Origin of the sequence: Vreelandella boliviensis LC1 (assembly GCF_000236035.1) — a bacterium.
Classification (GTDB): domain Bacteria; phylum Pseudomonadota; class Gammaproteobacteria; order Pseudomonadales; family Halomonadaceae; genus Vreelandella; species Vreelandella boliviensis.
The window spans coordinates 376057-393789 of sequence record NZ_JH393259.1 but is presented as its reverse complement, the minus strand read 5'-3'; the positions used below and the strand labels follow the sequence as shown (position 1 = coordinate 393789).

16 protein-coding genes are annotated in these 17733 nt (G+C 54.0%); 10 read left to right on the top strand and 6 right to left on the bottom strand.

From position 1 onward, the window contains the following. Positions 1-15 precede the first annotated feature (15 nt). Together KUC_RS16300 and KUC_RS16295 are read right to left on the bottom strand one after the other, a co-directional pair. Positions 16-789 carry a UDP-2,3-diacylglucosamine diphosphatase gene (locus tag KUC_RS16300; protein ID WP_007114331.1) on the bottom strand — a complete coding sequence of 258 codons (774 nt, stop codon included), beginning with the start codon at positions 787-789 and terminating at the stop codon, positions 16-18. A gap of 13 nt (positions 790-802) precedes the next feature. Continuing rightward, entirely contained in the window at positions 803-1303 is a 501-nt protein-coding gene (locus KUC_RS16295) for a peptidylprolyl isomerase (RefSeq protein ID WP_007114330.1), read from the bottom strand. Positions 1304-1482: 179 nt separating this feature from the next. Here KUC_RS16295 and KUC_RS16290 point away from each other — a divergent pair, with 179 nt between their 5' ends. The 10 genes from KUC_RS16290 (at position 1483) to KUC_RS16245 (ending at position 14133) form a co-directional block, all read left to right on the top strand. Continuing rightward, positions 1483-3162, top strand: a complete 1680-nt coding sequence (locus KUC_RS16290; RefSeq protein ID WP_007114328.1) for a glutamine--tRNA ligase/YqeY domain fusion protein — start codon at positions 1483-1485, stop codon at positions 3160-3162. A gap of 26 nt (positions 3163-3188) precedes the next feature. After that, positions 3189-4583 carry a cysteine--tRNA ligase gene (gene cysS / locus KUC_RS16285; protein WP_176459049.1) on the top strand — a complete coding sequence of 465 codons (1395 nt, stop codon included), beginning with the start codon at positions 3189-3191 and terminating at the stop codon, positions 4581-4583. 117 nt (positions 4584-4700) lie between these two features. Then, positions 4701-5627: a glycine betaine ABC transporter substrate-binding protein OsmF gene (gene osmF / locus KUC_RS16280; protein ID WP_007114326.1), complete on the top strand. Its 927-nt coding sequence runs from the start codon at positions 4701-4703 to the stop codon at positions 5625-5627. A gap of 48 nt (positions 5628-5675) precedes the next feature. Then, complete coding sequence (locus KUC_RS16275) at positions 5676-6875, top strand: ABC transporter permease (protein WP_007114325.1); 1200 nt, start codon at positions 5676-5678, stop codon at positions 6873-6875. Continuing rightward, positions 6872-7834, top strand: a complete 963-nt coding sequence (locus tag KUC_RS16270) for an ABC transporter ATP-binding protein (RefSeq protein WP_007114324.1) — start codon at positions 6872-6874, stop codon at positions 7832-7834. The genes KUC_RS16275 and KUC_RS16270 overlap by 4 nt, the downstream gene beginning before the upstream one ends. Next, positions 7815-8600 carry an ABC transporter permease gene (locus KUC_RS16265; RefSeq protein ID WP_007114323.1) on the top strand — a complete coding sequence of 262 codons (786 nt, stop codon included), beginning with the start codon at positions 7815-7817 and terminating at the stop codon, positions 8598-8600. The genes KUC_RS16270 and KUC_RS16265 overlap by 20 nt, the downstream gene beginning before the upstream one ends. 197 nt (positions 8601-8797) lie before the next feature. After that, entirely contained in the window at positions 8798-10000 is a 1203-nt protein-coding gene (locus KUC_RS16260) for a thiamine pyrophosphate-dependent dehydrogenase E1 component subunit alpha (RefSeq protein WP_040481270.1), read from the top strand. 1 nt (position 10001) lies between these two features. Further along, on the top strand, positions 10002-10979 hold the full coding sequence (locus tag KUC_RS16255; RefSeq protein ID WP_007114321.1) for an alpha-ketoacid dehydrogenase subunit beta: 978 nt from the start codon (positions 10002-10004) through the stop codon (positions 10977-10979). A 38-nt stretch (positions 10980-11017) separates the two neighbouring features. Then, positions 11018-12259 carry a 2-oxo acid dehydrogenase subunit E2 gene (locus tag KUC_RS16250; protein ID WP_007114320.1) on the top strand — a complete coding sequence of 414 codons (1242 nt, stop codon included), beginning with the start codon at positions 11018-11020 and terminating at the stop codon, positions 12257-12259. An 11-nt stretch (positions 12260-12270) separates the two neighbouring features. Further along, complete coding sequence (locus tag KUC_RS16245; protein ID WP_007114319.1) at positions 12271-14133, top strand: serine/threonine protein kinase; 1863 nt, start codon at positions 12271-12273, stop codon at positions 14131-14133. A gap of 28 nt (positions 14134-14161) precedes the next feature. Here the strand turns inward: KUC_RS16245 and KUC_RS16240 are convergent, their stop codons facing one another. From KUC_RS16240 to KUC_RS16225, 4 genes are read right to left on the bottom strand one after another with little or no spacing between them, the layout of a single operon-like run. Continuing rightward, a complete protein-coding gene (locus KUC_RS16240) occupies positions 14162-14770 on the bottom strand; it encodes an ABC-type transport auxiliary lipoprotein family protein (RefSeq protein ID WP_007114318.1) in 609 nt (202 codons plus the stop codon). After that, a complete protein-coding gene (locus KUC_RS16235) occupies positions 14767-15708 on the bottom strand; it encodes an MlaD family protein (RefSeq protein ID WP_007114317.1) in 942 nt (313 codons plus the stop codon). Before KUC_RS16235 ends, KUC_RS16240 begins: the two co-directional genes overlap by 4 nt. Before the next feature lie 6 nt (positions 15709-15714). After that, positions 15715-16539: an ABC transporter ATP-binding protein gene (locus KUC_RS16230; RefSeq protein ID WP_007114316.1), complete on the bottom strand. Its 825-nt coding sequence runs from the start codon at positions 16537-16539 to the stop codon at positions 15715-15717. Next, entirely contained in the window at positions 16539-17669 is a 1131-nt protein-coding gene (locus KUC_RS16225; RefSeq protein ID WP_007114315.1) for an MlaE family ABC transporter permease, read from the bottom strand. Before KUC_RS16225 ends, KUC_RS16230 begins: the two co-directional genes overlap by 1 nt. Positions 17670-17733 lie beyond the last annotated feature (64 nt).

Genomic DNA, 17733 nt, shown 5'->3' with positions numbered 1-17733 from the left:
GCCTGTAAACAACAATCATGCGTCAGGCAATTCTGTTAAAGAAAACTGACGCAGCTCTGGAACCGTATGTTCAGAGTGCTCAATCAAGATATCCCAGCCGTGCTGGGCATCCCAATCGCCTAGCACATAGCGAGTAGCAGGCACCTCTTCTACCGTGAGCGAATGTACTTTGGGGCGATGGGTGTGACCATGAATCATCGTGGTAACACCAAACCGCTCCATTAGCGAGATAACCTCTTGCGGCGTTACATCCATAATCGCCTCGGCCTTATTGGCATTGGCTTCACCCGATTGCATGCGCAGGCTTTTGGCCAGTTCCAAGCGCTGTTCCAACGGTAGAGCAAGCATTTGGGCCTGCCACTCTGGATTGCGCGACTGCTCGCGAAAGGCCATATAGGCCTTATCCTGAGTGCACAGGCTATCACCGTGGAGAAGCAACACTGGCAGGCCCTGAATCTCGACTTGTTCAATATCAGATAGCAGCAATGCCTGGCAGGCGTTCACAAAGCGTTCACCGAGCAAAAAATCACGGTTGCCGTGCATCAGGTAGACAGCGGTGCCGTCGCTGCTCAGGTTGTTCAAACGCTGAATGACCTCTTGGGCAACGCCGCTAAGTGGATGTTGGGTGGCATCGAGTAGGTCGTCACCAATCCAGGCATCGAAAAGATCGCCCAAGATATATAGAGCATCGGCCCCTGGGGCAGTATGCTCCAGGTAGCGGTAAAACCCCTGGTTGATCTCGGGGGTATCGCTACTTAGATGAAGGTCAGCAACAAGCAATGTGCGCATAAGGCTCCCAGCGTTATTCCGCGTCTTTGACGTACGCACGCTCGATAATGACATCTTCAGAGGGGACGTCTGCGTGCATGCCGCGGCGCGAAGTGGCTACGTTTTTAATTTCGTTGACCACATCCATGCCGTCAACGACTTCGCCAAATACCGCATAGCCCCAGCCTTGCAGGCTTTTACCGCTGTGATCTAGAAAGCTGTTGTCGCCCACATTGATAAAAAACTGCGCAGTGGCAGAGTGGGGATCCTGGGTGCGTGCCATTGCTAGCGTGCCAATGGTGTTTTTCAAGCCGTTATCGGCTTCGTTGTCGATAGGATCGCGGGTCGGCTTTTGGTTAAACTCTTTATCGAAACCGCCCCCTTGCACCATAAAACCATCAATTACCCGGTGAAACAGGGTGCCGTCATAAAACCCGTCGCGTACATACTGCTCAAAATTCGCCGCACTAATCGGTGCTTTTTCGTGGTTAAGAGCGATGGTGATGTCACCATGGTTCGTCTGTAATACGATCATAGATAAATTCCTGTTCAATAAAGACGTTCGCCTTGGCGCTGTGCATCGGCGTCACGTTATAATAGCGGTTTTGCCCTGCACCGCGAAGGGCCATAGGCGTATCCTATGTTTTCACAGCGTTTTCACAGCATGTTTTCACGGCTCAGCACGCCATCCACCACGAGGTTATCAACACCATCATGACCAACGAGACCACCCCAGCGCCGAACTTCATTCGCAACCAAGTATGCGACGAAATCGAGGGCGGCCAGGTCACTAAAATCGTGACGCGCTTCCCCCCGGAGCCCAATGGCTTTCTGCATATCGGCCATGCGAAGTCGATCTGCCTAAATTTCGGGTTGGCGGAGCAACTGGGTGGCGAGTGTCATCTACGTTTTGACGACACCAACCCTGCCAAAGAAGAGCAGGCCTATATCGATGCGATCAAAGAGGACGTCAGTTGGCTAGGCTTTGAATGGGCAGGCCCGGTGCGTTTCGCCTCCGACTACTTCGACCAGCTCTACGCCTGGGCGCAGCACTTAATGCGTGAAGGCAAAGCCTATGTCGACGACCTGTCACCGGATGAAATCCGTGAGTATCGCGGCACCCTGACAGCGCCGGGTAAACCCAGCCCCTACCGCGAGCGCAGCGTCGAAGAGAACCTGGATTTGCTGGCGCGGATGCGCGAAGGTGAGTTTGGCGAAAGTGAAAAGGTAGTGCGCGCCAAAATTGATATGGCCTCACCTAATATCAATCTACGCGACCCGATTATTTATCGAATTCGTCACGCTAGCCATCACCAAACGGGTGATAAATGGAAAATCTATCCTTCGTACGACTTTACCCATGGTCAGTCAGATGCCATTGAAGGTATTACGCACTCGATTTGTACTCTGGAATTTGAAGATCACCGCCCGTTGTACGAGTGGTTTTTAAATAATCTGCCGGTACCCGCGAAACCCCGCCAGATTGAGTTCGCGCGGCTGAATCTCGATTACACCCTGACTTCCAAGCGTAAGCTGAAGCTGCTGGTTGATGAGCAAATCGTCGATGGCTGGGATGACCCACGCATGCCGACTATTTCTGGCATGCGTCGCCGCGGTTACACGCCAGCGTCAATTCGCAAGTTCTGCGAGATGATTGGCGTTACCCGTGCCGACGGTGGCCTGGTAGATATCGCTATGTTGACCCACGCGATTCGCTCGGATCTTGAAGACAATGCCCCGCGTGCAATGTGCGTTTTAAAGCCGCTAAAAATCGTGCTCACCAACGTATCTGAAGATCACCAAGAGGTGTACGAAGTGCCTGGTCACCCCGCTCGTGATGATATGACCATGCGCAAAGTGCCGTTTAGCCGTGAGCTGTATATCGATCAAGACGACTTTATGGAAGATGCACCCAAAAAGTTCTTCCGCTTGGCGCCGGGTAAAGAAGTACGCCTGCGCAATAGCTACGTGATTCGCTGTGACGAGGTGATCAAAGACGCTTCCGGTGAGATCAGCGAACTGCACTGCTCAGTAGATTTCGATACGTTGGGTAAAAACCCCGAAGGGCGTAAGGTCAAAGGTGTCATTCACTGGGTTAGCGCTGCTCACGGCGTGCCGATTGAAGTGCGTCTTTACGACAACCTGTTTACTGTTGAGCAGCCTGATCGCGATAAAGATGTCGATTTTCTAGAGCATCTAAATCCGCAGTCTTTGATCGTTTGCCAAGCCATTGGTGAGCCTAGCCTTGCCGAGGCAACGCCGGAGTCGCGCTTCCAGTTCGAGCGCGTCGGCTACTTCTGTGCGGATCGCCATGACACCACACCAGAGCATTTGGTGTTTAACCGTACCGTAGGCTTAAAAGACAGCTGGGCTAAAATCAAGCAGAAGGGCTAATGCCCAGAAACAACATGGATAGCCATATGCATATTTACAATACGCTGACACGTCGCAAAGAACCTTTTACCCCGCTTGAAGCGGGGAAAGTGAGTATGTATGTCTGCGGCATGACGGTGTATGACTACTGCCACCTGGGGCACGCCCGAGTCATGGTCGCCTTTGACATCATCACCCGCTATCTGCGAGAGCGCGGCTATGACGTTAACTACGTGCGCAACATTACCGATATTGACGACAAGATCCTCAAACGCGCTGATGAGAATGGCGAAAGTATCACCGCGCTCACTGAGCGTATGATTGACGCCATGCACGAAGATGAAGCGCGCCTATTTGTATTGCCGCCCAGCCACGAGCCCCGCGCCACGGGCCATATCGAGGATATCGTGGCCATGATTGAAACGCTGATTGAAAAAGGCTTTGCCTACGCGGCCGATAACGGTGATGTCTACTACCGTGTGCGCAAATTTGCCAATTACGGCAAGCTCAATAACCGCCAGCTTGACGATATGCGATCAGGCGCGCGGGTTGATGTAGATGTTCATAAAGAAGATCCGCTCGATTTTGTGCTCTGGAAGGCCGCTAAGCCGGGGGAGGCGCACTGGGCATCACCCTGGGGTAACGGTCGGCCTGGCTGGCATATTGAGTGCTCGGCCATGTCGACTTGCTGCTTGGGCGATACCTTCGATATTCATGGCGGCGGACCGGATCTAACCTTCCCGCACCATGAGAATGAGATCGCGCAAAGCGAAGCGGCCACCGGCAAAACCTACGTTAATACCTGGATGCACGCCGGCGCCGTGCGGGTGAATCAGGAGAAAATGTCCAAGTCCCTGGGCAACTTCTTCACCATTCGCGATGTGCTGGCCGAGCACGACCCAGAAGTGGTGCGTTTTCTGCTGGTGGCTAGCCACTACCGTAGCCCGATCAACTACTCGGTCGATTCACTGACCGAAGCGCGTAAATCGCTAACGCGCTTGTATACGGCGCTGGAAGGTCTTGAGCCAGGCGAGGCAAATAGGGACGCCGCCTCTGCTTACCGTGAGCGCTTTACCCAGGTAATGGACGATGACTTTAATACTCCTGAAGCCCTGGCGGTGATGTTTGAGCTGGCTCGCGAGGTCAATCGTGCCAAGCAAGACCAGCCTGTTGAAGCCGCCAAGATGGCGGGCGAGTTAAAGCAGCTTGGGTCTATTTTGGGGCTTCTTCAGCAAGTGCCACAAACCTTCCTAAAAGGCACACAGCAGCAAGGTATGCCGCTTAGCGAGAGCGAGATCGAAGCAAAGATTGCTCAGCGCATTGAGGCTAAGACGAATAAAGACTTCGCCCAGGCGGATGCAATCCGCGATGAGCTTGCTGCGATGGGAATTATTCTGAAAGACTCCCGGGAAGGTACTTCTTGGGTGTTTGAAGCGCCTTAATCAAGAATCTTAATCACTCGTTGGAAGCTTATGCGCTAACTTAAACGCTGATGGCTCTTATAATGCCGATATAAGAGCCTCATTCGTTTAAAAGCCCACTTCAAGAGGAATTCAAAGATGCGCTTTTCAGCTAACTCTTTCATTGCTAAGCCCTTAATCGCTGCCTGTGCCGTATCCATTGCGGCCTTTTCTCACGTCAGTGCCAACGAGCCCGTCGTAGTGTCATCCAAAATCGATACAGAAGGCTCGGTTCTGGGGGAGCTGATTATTCAGACCCTGGAGCGCAATGATATTGCGACCGAAAACCGCTTACAGCTGGGCGGAACTAGCGTCGTGCGCACTGCGTTGGAAGCGGGCGAAATTGACCTTTACCCAGAATACACGGGTAATGGCGCGTTCTTTTTCGATATGACCGATAGCCCTGTATGGAATAATGCTGACCAGGCATATGAAACAGTACGCGAGCGTGATGCCCAGCAAGGCTTGATATGGCTGCAACCTGCCAGCGCTAATAACACCTGGGCAATGAGCATCCGGGAAGATGTCGCCGCTGAAAATGAGCTGGTGAGCCTTGATGATCTCGCTGCCTATTTGGCCGATGGCGGTGAGTTCAAGTTTGCCGCAAGCGCTGAGTTTGTCGAGTCTGCCCAAGCACTGCCCGCGTTTCAGGAAGCCTACGGTTTTGAGTTAAGTGATAACCAACTGTTGGTACTCTCTGGTGGTAATACCGCCGCTACCATGCGTGCCGCCGCCCAGCAGACAAGTGGTGTTAATGCCGCCATGACCTATGGCACGGACGGTGGGTTAAGTGCGCTTGGGTTGGTCGTGCTGGAAGACACTAAGGGCGTGCAACCGGTGTATCAGCCTGCCCCCGTGGTGCGTGAAAGCGTGCTGGCTGCATACCCAGAAATAGAAGTGCTGCTCAATGAGGTTTTCTCTAGCCTTGATCTGGTCACACTGCAAACGCTCAATGCAGATGTCGCCGTTAACGGGCTGTCGCCATCCCAAGTGGCCAGCGACTATCTCGATACGCTTAATAATTGATGCCTGATACTCATAAAAATTAATGCTAATGCTCGGGATAACTAATTAATGACGTTAATGGATGCACTGCCTACCCCGCGTCTTCGTTGGGAGGGGCGGCACCCTAACATTGTGCTCGTTAGCTTTAGCTGTATTATGCTGGCCGCATTCTGGGTTTTTGACGTGGTTAGCATGGCCCCGAATCGGATTGTGTTGGGTACAGGACATGGCGCACTGGAGGCTTTTGGCTGGCCCGGCGCACTATTGGTGACCCTGCTACTCGCTTGCATCGGTATTCTCGCCTGGCAACCAAGCCATCGTCACTACCGGGCACTACTCGCGGCGGTAGTGTTCATAATGGCGCTGATGCCGGTGGGACTGATGGCGAGCAGCTATTTACTGATTGACCCAGAGTTGCCCCAAGCGCGCTTAGGCATAGGGGCGGCGTATTGGTTAGTGCTATTTGTACTGCTGCTATGCTTAGTCGAGCTACGTTTGCGATTAAACCTCACGCGAATATGGCCCACGCTATTGCTGTGTGGTGTCGCGCTGGTGTGGTGGCTATGTGCGGCCTTTGGTCTGGGGGCACTTGCGCTCGTTCAGGAGTTTAGGGCGCGTGATCAACAGTTTCTCAGCGCAGTCGGACAGCACATTAAGTTAGTCAGTATCGCCGTCAGTGTCAGTATTGTGCTTGGGCTAGCGCTCGCCATGCTGATGCGCCGCTATGCCCGGCTCCAAAAGGGCGCGTTCGCAGTACTCAATTTTCTTCAAACGATTCCCAGCTTGGCGCTATTTGGTCTACTGTTGGCGCCGCTAGCCTGGCTTGCCGCCAACGTGCCTTTTTTAGGCCAGCTTGGTGTTAGCGGCATTGGCACTACGCCCGCCTTAATCGCACTGATTGCCTATAGCCTGCTGCCTATTGTGCGCAATACCTATACCGCGCTTGAACAAGTGAGTCCCGATACCCTCGAAGCCGCCAAGGGAATGGGCATGCGTGCCGGGCAGCGCTTTTGGCAGGTGCGCTTACCGCTGGCGCTACCGGTGCTGTTGGAAGGGGTGCGGATTACCACTGTTCAGGCCGTTGGGCTCACCGCCGTTGCCGCTCTGATTGGTGCGGGCGGGCTGGGCACTTTTATTTTTCAAGGCTTAGGCCAGGCCGCCATGGACATGGTGTTACTTGGCGCGCTGCCTATTTTAATGATGGCTCTGGTGGTGGATGCAGGTTTAGGTGCCTTGGCAGAAGCGCTGCGCCCCGGAGGAACAAGATGATTGAGCTCTCCCACGTATCCAAGCGGTTTGGGGATGAAGCCGCGGTGGACGATATTTCTCTACAGGTACCAAAGGGAAAATTCTGTGCCTTAGTGGGTACCTCAGGCTGTGGTAAGTCGACCACGCTACGTATGATCAATCGCTTAATTGAGCACAGCGAAGGCGACATAATCCTCGATGGGCAGGCGATTGACGCCTACGACCCGGTGAAGCTTCGCCGACGAATTGGCTATGTGATTCAGCACACTGGGCTGTTTCCCCATTGGACCGTTGCGCGCAACATCGGCTTGGTGCCGCGGTTATTGAAATGGTCAGCAACAGACGTCCAGTACCGGGTGGCGGAGTTAATGCATTTGCTCGGTTTGCCGGTCGATGAGTTTGGGCATAAATATCCTCATCAGCTTTCCGGGGGGCAAGCACAGCGGGTAGGTGTTGCACGCGCATTGGCGGCAGACCCGGATATTTTGCTAATGGATGAGCCCTTCGGCGCACTTGATCCTATTACCCGTGAAAAGCTACAAGATGAGTTGGCCAAGCTACAAGCAAGGTTACATAAAACTGTGGTATTTGTGACCCACGATATGGATGAAGCCCTGAAATTGGCGGACCACCTAGTGGTGATGCGCAAAGGCCAAATTGTGCAGCAAGGTTCACCGTTGGCGCTGCTGCAGAACCCAAGCGACCCTTTTGTGGAATCGATGTTAGGAGGTCTTGAACGGGGGCTTAAGCAGGCAGCGTTAACCCGGGTGAAAGATCACATGACCTCCATGGGGCCTACCTTGCCGGCACAGTCGCGTATCCCTGGGGTTTTCTCTTTACGCCAGGCCCTCTCCATGATGCTGCGCGATCATTGCGACCGCTTGACCGTTGTTGACCAACATGACATGCCGGTCGGCGAGCTATCGTTGCGTAGAATTATCAAGGAGGCTCAACTGGATAATGGAAACACGCGTGAATAACTCGCTAAGCGTCGCCCAGCCCCACACAAAAGCCCCGCAATGGCTATGGCCACTGATGTGGGGTGCGCTGCTGTTGGGTAGTGTCACTGTCATGTCGGCTGCCGAACCCCTGTTTCGCTGGATAGAGCCTGATGCACGGCAAGTTATTTATGAACGCACCGAGCTTTATGTACTGCTTGGCCGTCATCTCTTCGTGGTGGGTATCGCAGCGGTGGTGACCATTATCGTGGGGGTAGCAGCGGGCATCGCCGTTACCCGCAGGTGGGGCAGTGATTTTCTACCGCTAGTGGCCCAGTTGGCATCGCTGGGACAAACGTTTCCCCCAGTGGCCGTCCTGGCGCTGGCAGTGCCCGTTCTGGGTTTTGGCACCTTACCCATTATTGTCGCCTTAATGCTCTATGGACTACTGCCTATCGTGCGCAATACTCTTGCCGGTCTACAAGGAGTCGAGGACGATATTAAAACGGCTGCCCACGCTATGGGCATGACGCCGAGGCAAATCCTGCGCCAAGTTGAACTACCTCTGGCTGCACCGGTCATTTTGGCGGGTATCCGTACCTCGGTGACCATCAATATTGCCACTGCAGCGCTTGGGGCTACCGTGGGAGCCAGTAACCTGGGCGACCCGATTATCTCCGGCATCGTGAACGGCAATATGGCCTATGTGGCTCAAGGGGCGTTGACCATTGCGTTGTTGGCTCTGACGATCGATAGTCTGTTTGAAGTGCTGCAGCGTCAACTACGTACGTGTTTCTCTGCTTCCTAAGCTTTCTGCGCCCTAATCTCTCTGTGTTTAACTTCTCTGCGTCTTAAGTAGCATCCCTAAAGTCCTTGCGCTGCGTTATTGTCCTATACGTTGTGGTAACTAGATGTTGCATTGGCCTATGACAGATAAATCCACTGGCATAAACGGTCAATACCAACAACACTGCCCTCAAAAGGGGTAAAACAAGGACAATAATGATGACACAGTATGTACACCAGCCGGATTTCATGACCGGTGACGAATTTTCGATTCCTACCTTCAGCTTGCTTAGCCCCGAAGGTGAGCTGCATAGCGGCGCTACTGAACCGGTACTCGAACGCGATCACGCCCGGCGTATCTACCAGGCGATGCTGGCCACGCGTATTCTCGATGAACGCATGATGGCAGCTCAGCGCCAAGGGCGGTTGAGCTTCTACATGCAGTGTACCGGGGAAGAGGCCGCCGTGGTGGGCGCTACCGCTGCGCTAAATGACGCCGATATGATTATGGCGCAGTACCGCGAGCAGGGTGCTCTGATGTATCGCGGCTTCTCAATTGATGAGTTTATGAATCAGTTGTTCGGCAACGAGCTGGACTATGGCAAAGGCCGCCAAATGCCGATTCACTATGGGTCGCGTAAGCTGCACTATATGACCATCTCATCCCCCTTAGCCACTCAAATTCCCCAGGCGACGGGGTATGCCTACGGGCAAAAACTCGCAGGTCAAGGCCACTGCACGTTAACCTTTTTTGGTGAAGGTGCTGCCTCTGAAGGTGATTTCCACGCCGCGCTGAATATGGCCTCGGTGCATCAGGTGCCGGTGATTTTCTTTTGCCGTAACAATGGCTACGCCATTTCTACACCCTCTTCCGAACAGTTTGCGGCCGATGGTATTGCCCCGCGCGCCTTTGGTTACCATATGCACGTGATTCGGGTAGACGGTAACGATGTGTTGGCGGTCTATGAGGCGACACGTCAGGCACGCAAGATCGCCGTTGAGCAAAATCAGCCGGTATTGATTGAGGCCATGAGCTATCGCCTGGCCGCGCACTCCTCTTCAGACGACCCTTCTGGCTATCGCTCGAAAGAAGAGGAAGAGGTGTGGCGCGCCAAAGATCCACTGCTGCGGCTGCAAAAATGGCTCTTGAAGAAACAGTGGTGGAGCGAAGAGGAGGAGACCTCCCAGCAGGAAACCCTGCGCCGCGAAGTGCTGGAAACCATGAAGCGAGCAGAGAAGCGCTCATCGCCTCCGCTAGAGAGTCTGATCAGCGATGTGTATGCCGATATCACCCCAGCGCTGCAACGCCAATTTGATCAGTTAAAACGCCATATCCGCCGCTACCCCGAGGCTTACCCCCGAGGGGCGCAGTCGTTGGATTTAGGCGTGGGCAGCGAGACTGATACCCAGGGAGAGGCGTAACATGGCCACCATGAACATGCTCCAGGCAATTAATAACGCCCTGGATATCGCCATGGCAGAGGATGAAAAAGTCATCTGCTTTGGTGAAGACGTGGGGATTTTCGGCGGCGTATTTCGGGCCACCAGCCACCTGCAGGAAAAGTACGGCAAAGCGCGCTGTTTTAATACGCCGCTGGTTGAGCAGGGCATTATCGGCTTTGCCAACGGCTTGGCGGCCCAAGGCTCGGTACCCGTTGCCGAGATTCAATTCGCCGACTATATCTTTCCGGCCTTTGACCAAATTGTTAATGAAACCGCCAAGTTTCGCTACCGCTCCGGCGATCTGTTTAACGTGGGTGGGCTGACCATTCGCACCCCTTATGGCGGCGGTATCGCCGGTGGCCTCTATCATTCTCAATCACCCGAAGCTTATTTCACCCATACCCCAGGCTTAAAAGTGGTGGTGCCACGCAACCCCTATCAGGCCAAAGGACTACTGCTTGCCGCTATTCGCGACCCGGATCCGGTGCTGTTTTTGGAGCCTAAACGCCTCTACCGCGCCGCAGTAGGCGAAGTACCCGAAGAGGATTACCAGCTACCTATTGGCGAAGCTGAAATCACCAAAGAGGGTACCGATATTACCGTAGTAGGCTGGGGCGCGCAGATGGAGGTGATCGGCAAAGCGGTTGAGCTAGCCGAAGAGCAGGGTATCGCCTGTGAAGTTATTGATTTGCGCTCACTGCTACCCTGGGATGCAGACACGGTAGCTGAATCGGTGCTAAAAACCGGCCGACTGGTGGTGAGCCATGAAGCCCCCTTAACCGGCGGCTTTGCCGGTGAAATTGCGGCCACTATTCAAGAACGTTGTTTTCTCTACCTGGAATCGCCGATTGCCCGGGTGACTGGGCTGGATACGCCTTTTCCGCTGGTGTTGGAAAAAGAGTATCTGCCTGATCACCTGAAGATTTTTGAAGCGATTCGCGAAAGCGTCAACTTTTAGCGGCTATTAATGCCTAAGTGCGTATAGGGAGAACAACAATGAGCGATTTTTTACTGCCGGATATTGGCGAAGGTATTGTCGAGTGTGAAGTGGTCGAGTGGCGCGTCGCGGAAGGCGATCAAATTGAAGAAGACCAGCCTATCGTAGAAGTCATGACTGACAAAGCGCTGGTCGAGATTACCGCCCCCGAAGCCGGTGTTGTGACCAAGCTGTATGTGGCCCAGGGGCAAATCGCCAAAGTGCATGCGCCGCTGTATGCCTATCGGGTGGAGGGAGATACCGAGACCGAGATCCAGTCAGAAACAACACAACCGATTACCACTGAAAAGCCCAAAGAGCATACGGCAGGGGCATCGATGGCATCTGACTCTCTTGCCCTCGGCGTTGCTGCTGGCCACTTATATGACAAAGTCCCCGCCAGCCCTGCCGTGCGACGTCTTGTGCGCGAACATGCGCTGCAATTGACTGATATCTCCGGCAGCGGCAAAGATGGCCGGGTGCTAAAAGAGGATGTGCTGGCGCATCTGGAACAAGCACCGCAAGCCTCCGCTTCATCTCACCAAGCCGATACCCAAGCGCCCCGAGTGGAGCCACTGCGCGGCGTGAGGGCGGTCATGGCCAAGCGCATGGTGGAAGCGGCGAGCACCATCCCCCATTTCCACTATGGCGAAGAGATCGACGTGACCGCACTGCTGGCGCTGCGGGAGCGCTTAAAGCCATTGGCCGAGGCCCAGGGCGAGCGGCTTACGCTGATGCCGTTTTTTATGAAAGCCATGGCGCTAGCGGTAGCGGAAGAGCCCATTGTTAATGCCCAGCTAAATACGGCGGGCAACGAGCTGCACTACTATCCCCAGTGCAATATCGGTATGGCGGTGGATAGTAAAGCGGGCCTGATGGTGCCCAATGTTAAAAGTGTTGAGCGGCTAACTCTGCTGGAGATTGCTCGCGAAGTCGGTCGACTGACCACCTCTGCGCGGGAGGGGCGGGTTGATCAGGCGGATCTAAAAGGCGGCACTATTAGTATTTCCAATATCGGTGCTTTAGGAGGCACTTACGCCGCGCCGATTATTAACGCGCCAGAGGCTGCCATTGTGGCAATTGGTAAAACCCAATGGTTACCTCGCTTTGATGAGCAGGGTGCGGTGCAGCGCCGCGCGATTATGACTATCACCTGGGCGGGCGATCACCGCTTTATCGACGGTGGTACCATTGCGCGTTTCTGTAATGCCTGGAAGGGCTTTCTGGAAGCCCCAGAGACCATGTTGCTCCACTTGGGCTAGCAAGGCGACTTATGTCCCAGGCACCGCTTCAGCAGTTTTACATACCCGAAGAGCAGTCGGTCTATCTGCTGAGCCATCACGATGCCCGTAAGCTTAAAGACTGGGTGGCGCTGTGCCAGGCGCAGCTCTCCCAGTTGGGCTATCAGGGTATTGAACTCATTGGTAAGGGCGCCTACGGTTTTGTATTTGCTGGTAGCACCGTCCACCAAGGCGCTAAAGCGCACTATGTCTTTAAATTCTCGCGCATCACCCTACCCACGCATTTGCAGGAGCGCCTCGAAGAGGAGGCGTTTATGCTCGAGCAGGTGTCCCATCCACGCATTCCAGGTCTCATTGCTTACCAGCGTTCCCGGGGGCAGTCCATTCTGGTAATGGAGCGTGCACCTGGCTGGAATTTAGAGCAGGTATCGCTTAAACAGGGGCGCCTCTCTCCTCGCCTGATTGTTCGTATAGCGGCGCAGTTGGCCGATATCCTGATTGCTCTGCGGCGGGAGTCAGGCCCCCAGGCACGGCCGGTGGTGCATGGTGATATTAAGCCTTCTAACTTGGTGTATGACGCCGAGCAGGAGTCTATCGCGCTAATCGACTGGGGGTCATCGGTATTTGCCCAACTGGATGCTCAACTGCAGTTTGTGGGCGCCAATGTGATGGAACTGATGTCGGATAATCTTCAGCAAACCAATGCCCGCCTGGGCGATGTTTACTTTATCGGTGAAGAGCAGTTGAACGGTGCGCTCTCATCGCCGCGATTCGACGAGCAGGGCGCAGCGGGTACCCTGTATGCGCTTGCGTCGGCGCAGTCGTGTCGGTTTGGCCATCAGGCGATTCCCGCCAGTTCGCTGGGGTTGCCAATGGAGTTTGCCCGTACCTTGGATGGCATGCTCGACCCCGCCCCCCAGGTGCGGCGTAAAGCGGGCGACTACTTTTTAAATAACATGCCACGAATGGCCAGGGTAGTAATGATCGATCTGCCCGCATCGCTCAATGTACCGCTGGTACCGGTATGGGCGCGCTCCGCGCATCAGGAGATCGATACCGTGGTATATAGCTCGCGCAAAGCCTTCCTGCGTGAAGTCTTTTCACAGGAAGAGCATGCTCAAGAAACCCTGAATGATGTCAATGATGTACAACTCGACCGCTATTACAAACAGTTTATGCAGGGTATGGGGGAAACCGAAAAGGCCTTTTTGGCATCGGTAAGCCGCTTGGGAAAATATCCGGTAGTGGGGGGCTTAGCGGTACGCTGGGAGCGGGAAGGGGTGTATATCGACTCGTCGTTAAATTTACACGACCTGGCGCTGAAGCCCGCGTTTATCGAAGCGGTCAATAATATGGTGCACCTGGCGCGGGCAATTCACCGCCAGGGCGTTTTTAAAAGCTGCTTGTTTAACGCGCGCCAAACACTGCACTTAGAACGCGCCTCCGTGGATGAAGCCTTCGTTAGCGATCCCAGCATGGCGATAGGTTACGAGCTGAGCGCAGTGCCGGAGCTCGAGGATCGCACCCGTCAGCACAGCTACTTCGAAGATGGCCCCGACCCAGAAGAACTATTGGTACTGCCAGAGGCGATTATGCACGTGTTGCAGCAGCTCAATGATATTCACCACACCGGCATGATCATTTTTGAGGCGTTGCCACAGCACCTCAAAATACATAGCTACTACCGCCTGCTGGATCCTGCTCGAGAGGGAGAGTTCCGCACGCTGCTAGCGCGCATTCTCGCCTCGGTAGACCAAATAGAGGGCTTAGGCGTCTCGGGCTACATGAAAATGCCGTATAAAGACACTCGCTACTTTACCCACCTGGAAAGCCAGCCAGAGCGTTATTACCCCCGCGACCCGCGGGAATTTGTCCGAAGGGCATCAATGCCGTAACCGTATTGGCTTAGTCAATGGTATTGGCTTATTCCTGGTTGGCCAGCCAGTTGACCAGTTGTTCAGTAAGCTCGTCGCTAGCTGTACCAAATGCATCAACCACATCAGGAATATCTGTGCTCATAGATTGTGCGCTGGTGGTAAAACTCTGAGTGGCAATAGCCGCGCGGTTTTGTGTGCTGACGAGCTGTACATCAAGCTGAACCTTCACCGTGGGCGGATTGGTAACGTAGTCGCTATGATAGTGACGTAGTTCGCTTAGTAGCAGTAGCTCGGAAGGTAGGCTATCGCTACCCACGCTGGCAAATAGTCGGCTCTGCTGTAGCCCAGAGATCAAACGTGCCTGAAATAGGTCAGGAGCATTCTCGTGCCAGCGGGCGCCTTCATAAACATTAACAATATTGCCTTCTGGATAGACCACAATGCGGTTGCTATTCAGTAAATGCCCCGCTTGTGGAGCCGCCACAGCGAGACGCTGGCTGGTAGTCAGCGAATTGGATGATGTAGTAACGGGTTGCACATCGGCACTGGGCAAACGATACAGGGTCGATGGCTGACTTTCGGGCAGTATCGAGCAACCACTGCTGAGTAGCAGCACGGCGATACCTAAAATGCTAGCGGTGGGGCGAAAACTCATGGGCGGAACTCCTCTACCTGATCACGGCCCAGGAAAAAGTTTGTTGGGCTCTCCTCTAGCTGGCGGGTAATACGATCCAGTGTATCGAGTGTGGAGCGTAGCGAAGAGAGTGCCGGGGCAATATCTTGCGCTCCCTGCAGGCTGCCTTCAATAGCACCAGCGTTAGTCTCCACTAACTGCTCAATACGCTGAGCAGCACGGGCCACGTCACGGCTCGCATCGGCGGCGCTCTGCATTACCAGCCTGCCATCTTGACGCAGCAACTGTGCCGCTTCTTGGCTAAGTGCATCGATGCTGCCAAGCGTGGTAGTGGCCTGACGAGTCGCCTCGCCGAAAAGCGCCATATTTTGGTCTAGAGCGTCCTGCTGGGTGGCAATCATTTCGGTGATCTGAGCAATGTTGGTTAAAATATTGCCCGTCTGCTCACGGTTATTATCGTCAAACAGTTCGTTAACGTTTTGCAGAATTGAATTGATGTTCTCAATCATATCTTCACCTTCATCAAACAGCGTGGCGATGGGCGAAGGGTCTGCGTTTATAAACGGTGCTTCGATATCGGCTTGGTCAATTAGCAGTGGGGCTTCAGGGGTACCCCCGTGGAGCTGAACGGACATGCTCCCGGTGATACTAGCAAAGGCAAGTTTTGCCCGGGTGTCTGTTTTAATCGGCGCGTCATCGTAGACGCGGATATTGGCAATCACTTGCCGAGGGTCATCAGGATTAAGGTTAAGCTCGGTGACATCCCCAACCTCAATACCGTTATATTGCACTCGGCTGCCGACCGATAAACCGCTGACGCTGCGCTCAAAAAGAATACGGTAAGGCTGATAGCTACGTTCGCCTGCTGCATAGCTCATCCATAGCGCAAACAGCAGTGCCGCAGCGGCGGTGCCCAGCGTGAATAAACCTATTAACACGTGATGCGCGCGGGTTTCCATCTACCCTCACTCCTGTGTGTAAGCATTCGTTGAAGAGGCAGTATGAGCTCTTTGCGCGGCTCGACCACGCGGCCCATGAAAGTATTCTTGAACCCACTCGTCGTCGGTGTCCGCCACTTTATCAATAGTACCTATGACTAAGACGCGTTTTTGCGAGAGTACCGCTACCCGGTCGCAGGCGGCGTAGAGCGTATCCAAGTCATGGGTAACCAGAAATACGCTGAATCCCAGCGCATCGCGAAGGGTGACCAGCAACTGATCGAAGGCCGCAGCGCCGATTGGGTCAAGCCCTGCCGTCGGTTCATCAAGGAATAGAATATCAGGGTCAAGCGCTAAGGCGCGGGCGAGGGCGGCGCGCTTGACCATGCCGCCAGACAGCGACTCAGGAAATTGCAGTGCTGCCTCGGGGGGGAGGCCGACCAGCGAAAGCTTTACTCTGGCGAGATGCTCGGCGTCTTCGCGGGGTAGCTTGGCGTGCTCAATCAAGGTTAGCGCAATATTCTCTTGTAAGTTCATAGAGCTAAATAGTGCGCCGCGCTGAAACAGTACGCCAAAGCGCCGCTCTATTTGGCTGCGCTCTTGATCGTTCAGCTCGTTAAGGGTTGTTCCAAGGACTTCAACCGTGCCGTCATTGGGGCGCTTCAAACCGACGATGCTGCGTAACAGGACAGATTTACCGGTACCAGAACCGCCTACAACGCCGAGAATTTCTCCGCGCTCAAGGGTTAAATCCAAATTATCGTGAACGACAACGGAGCCGAAACTATTAACCAACCCCCGCACCTTAATCACCGGTTGGCTGTTTTGTTCAATAGGTTTATCTAAATCCATCACCAGCCCATCTCCATAAAGAATAGTGCGGCGAGGGCATCAATCAGAATTACCATAAAAATCGACTGAACGACGCTTGAAGTGGTGTGTTCTCCCACCGATTGTGCGCTGCCACTGACTTTAAAGCCTTCAAGGCAGCCAATAACGGCGATCACAAAGGCAAACACCGGTGCTTTGCTAAGACCTACCAAAAAATGCGTCACCGACACGTCTTTTTGCAGCGTGGCCATAAATTGGGTAAGTGAAATATCCAGTGATAGGGACGTGACCATAGCGCCTCCCGCTAACCCACTGAGCATGCCCACAAACGCTAGCATGGGTAGGCTAATCAACATCGCCATTACCCGTGGAAGCACCAAAAGCTCGATAGGATCTAGCCCTTGGGCCTGCAGGGCATCAATCTCTTCGTTAGATTTCATGGCGCCGATCTGGGCAGTAAAGGCGCTGGCGGTTCGTCCCGCGAGTAGTATCGCAGCAAGCAGAACGCCGAACTCCCGTAAGAAAGAGAACGCAACAAGATCGATGGTATAAATCGTGGCGCCAAAATCCTGCAAAACGGTAGCGCCAAGGAAAGCCACGACGGCACCCACCATAAAGGTGAGTAGTGCGACGATGGGTACGGCGTTAAGACCGCTCTGCTGAATATGGGCAACGGTGGCCGTTAGGCGCCAGTGGCGTGGCCGCAATGCCAGATGGAAGATGGTGGCCATGACAAGACCAATAAAGGCCAGCAGCTGGCGCTGCTGAGACCAAAGCCCCACCATTTTTTGGCCCACGCTGGCGAGCGCTTGGCTAATACGCGAATAGGAGGGGGGATCAACGTCAAGCGGCGCCTCCATGGCTTCGGCAATACGAATAAGCAGCGCCTGCTGCTCTTTCGGCAATTCTGCTGCCCACTCGGCCACCGCTTGCGCTTTCTCAACGCCAATCAGCTCAACAATAAGTATGGCGCCTGCTGTATCCAAGCGTGTTATAGCTTCTAGTGAGACCGTTATATCAGTTGCCTTACCAAGCTCAGTTTGAGTTTTACTGTGAATAAGCGACGCTTTGATATGGCAATAATTGGCCAGCGTCCACTCGCCTATGAGTGATACTGTTTGATCATGACGTGCTATCCACTCACTTGGCATCCCAGCTCCTTGGCACTATTGGTACCGCTGCGCTTGTCTAGAAATCTATGATGCATTCAAACGA

Coding starts and splice junctions, on each gene's coding strand:
- KUC_RS16235 (WP_007114317.1), bottom strand. CDS start 15,708: ATGGAAACCCGCGCGCATCACGTGTTAATAGGTTTATTCACGCTGGGC.
- KUC_RS16270 (WP_007114324.1), top strand. CDS start 6,872: ATGATTGAGCTCTCCCACGTATCCAAGCGGTTTGGGGATGAAGCCGCG.
- KUC_RS16240 (WP_007114318.1), bottom strand. CDS start 14,770: ATGAGTTTTCGCCCCACCGCTAGCATTTTAGGTATCGCCGTGCTGCTA.
- KUC_RS16225 (WP_007114315.1), bottom strand. CDS start 17,669: ATGCCAAGTGAGTGGATAGCACGTCATGATCAAACAGTATCACTCATA.
- KUC_RS16250 (WP_007114320.1), top strand. CDS start 11,018: ATGAGCGATTTTTTACTGCCGGATATTGGCGAAGGTATTGTCGAGTGT.
- KUC_RS16260 (WP_040481270.1), top strand. CDS start 8,798: ATGACACAGTATGTACACCAGCCGGATTTCATGACCGGTGACGAATTT.
- KUC_RS16295 (WP_007114330.1), bottom strand. CDS start 1,303: ATGATCGTATTACAGACGAACCATGGTGACATCACCATCGCTCTTAAC.
- KUC_RS16265 (WP_007114323.1), top strand. CDS start 7,815: ATGGAAACACGCGTGAATAACTCGCTAAGCGTCGCCCAGCCCCACACA.
- KUC_RS16245 (WP_007114319.1), top strand. CDS start 12,271: ATGTCCCAGGCACCGCTTCAGCAGTTTTACATACCCGAAGAGCAGTCG.
- osmF (WP_007114326.1), top strand. CDS start 4,701: ATGCGCTTTTCAGCTAACTCTTTCATTGCTAAGCCCTTAATCGCTGCC.
- KUC_RS16290 (WP_007114328.1), top strand. CDS start 1,483: ATGACCAACGAGACCACCCCAGCGCCGAACTTCATTCGCAACCAAGTA.
- KUC_RS16255 (WP_007114321.1), top strand. CDS start 10,002: ATGGCCACCATGAACATGCTCCAGGCAATTAATAACGCCCTGGATATC.
- KUC_RS16230 (WP_007114316.1), bottom strand. CDS start 16,539: ATGGATTTAGATAAACCTATTGAACAAAACAGCCAACCGGTGATTAAG.
- cysS (WP_176459049.1), top strand. CDS start 3,189: ATGCATATTTACAATACGCTGACACGTCGCAAAGAACCTTTTACCCCG.
- KUC_RS16275 (WP_007114325.1), top strand. CDS start 5,676: ATGACGTTAATGGATGCACTGCCTACCCCGCGTCTTCGTTGGGAGGGG.
- KUC_RS16300 (WP_007114331.1), bottom strand. CDS start 789: ATGCGCACATTGCTTGTTGCTGACCTTCATCTAAGTAGCGATACCCCC.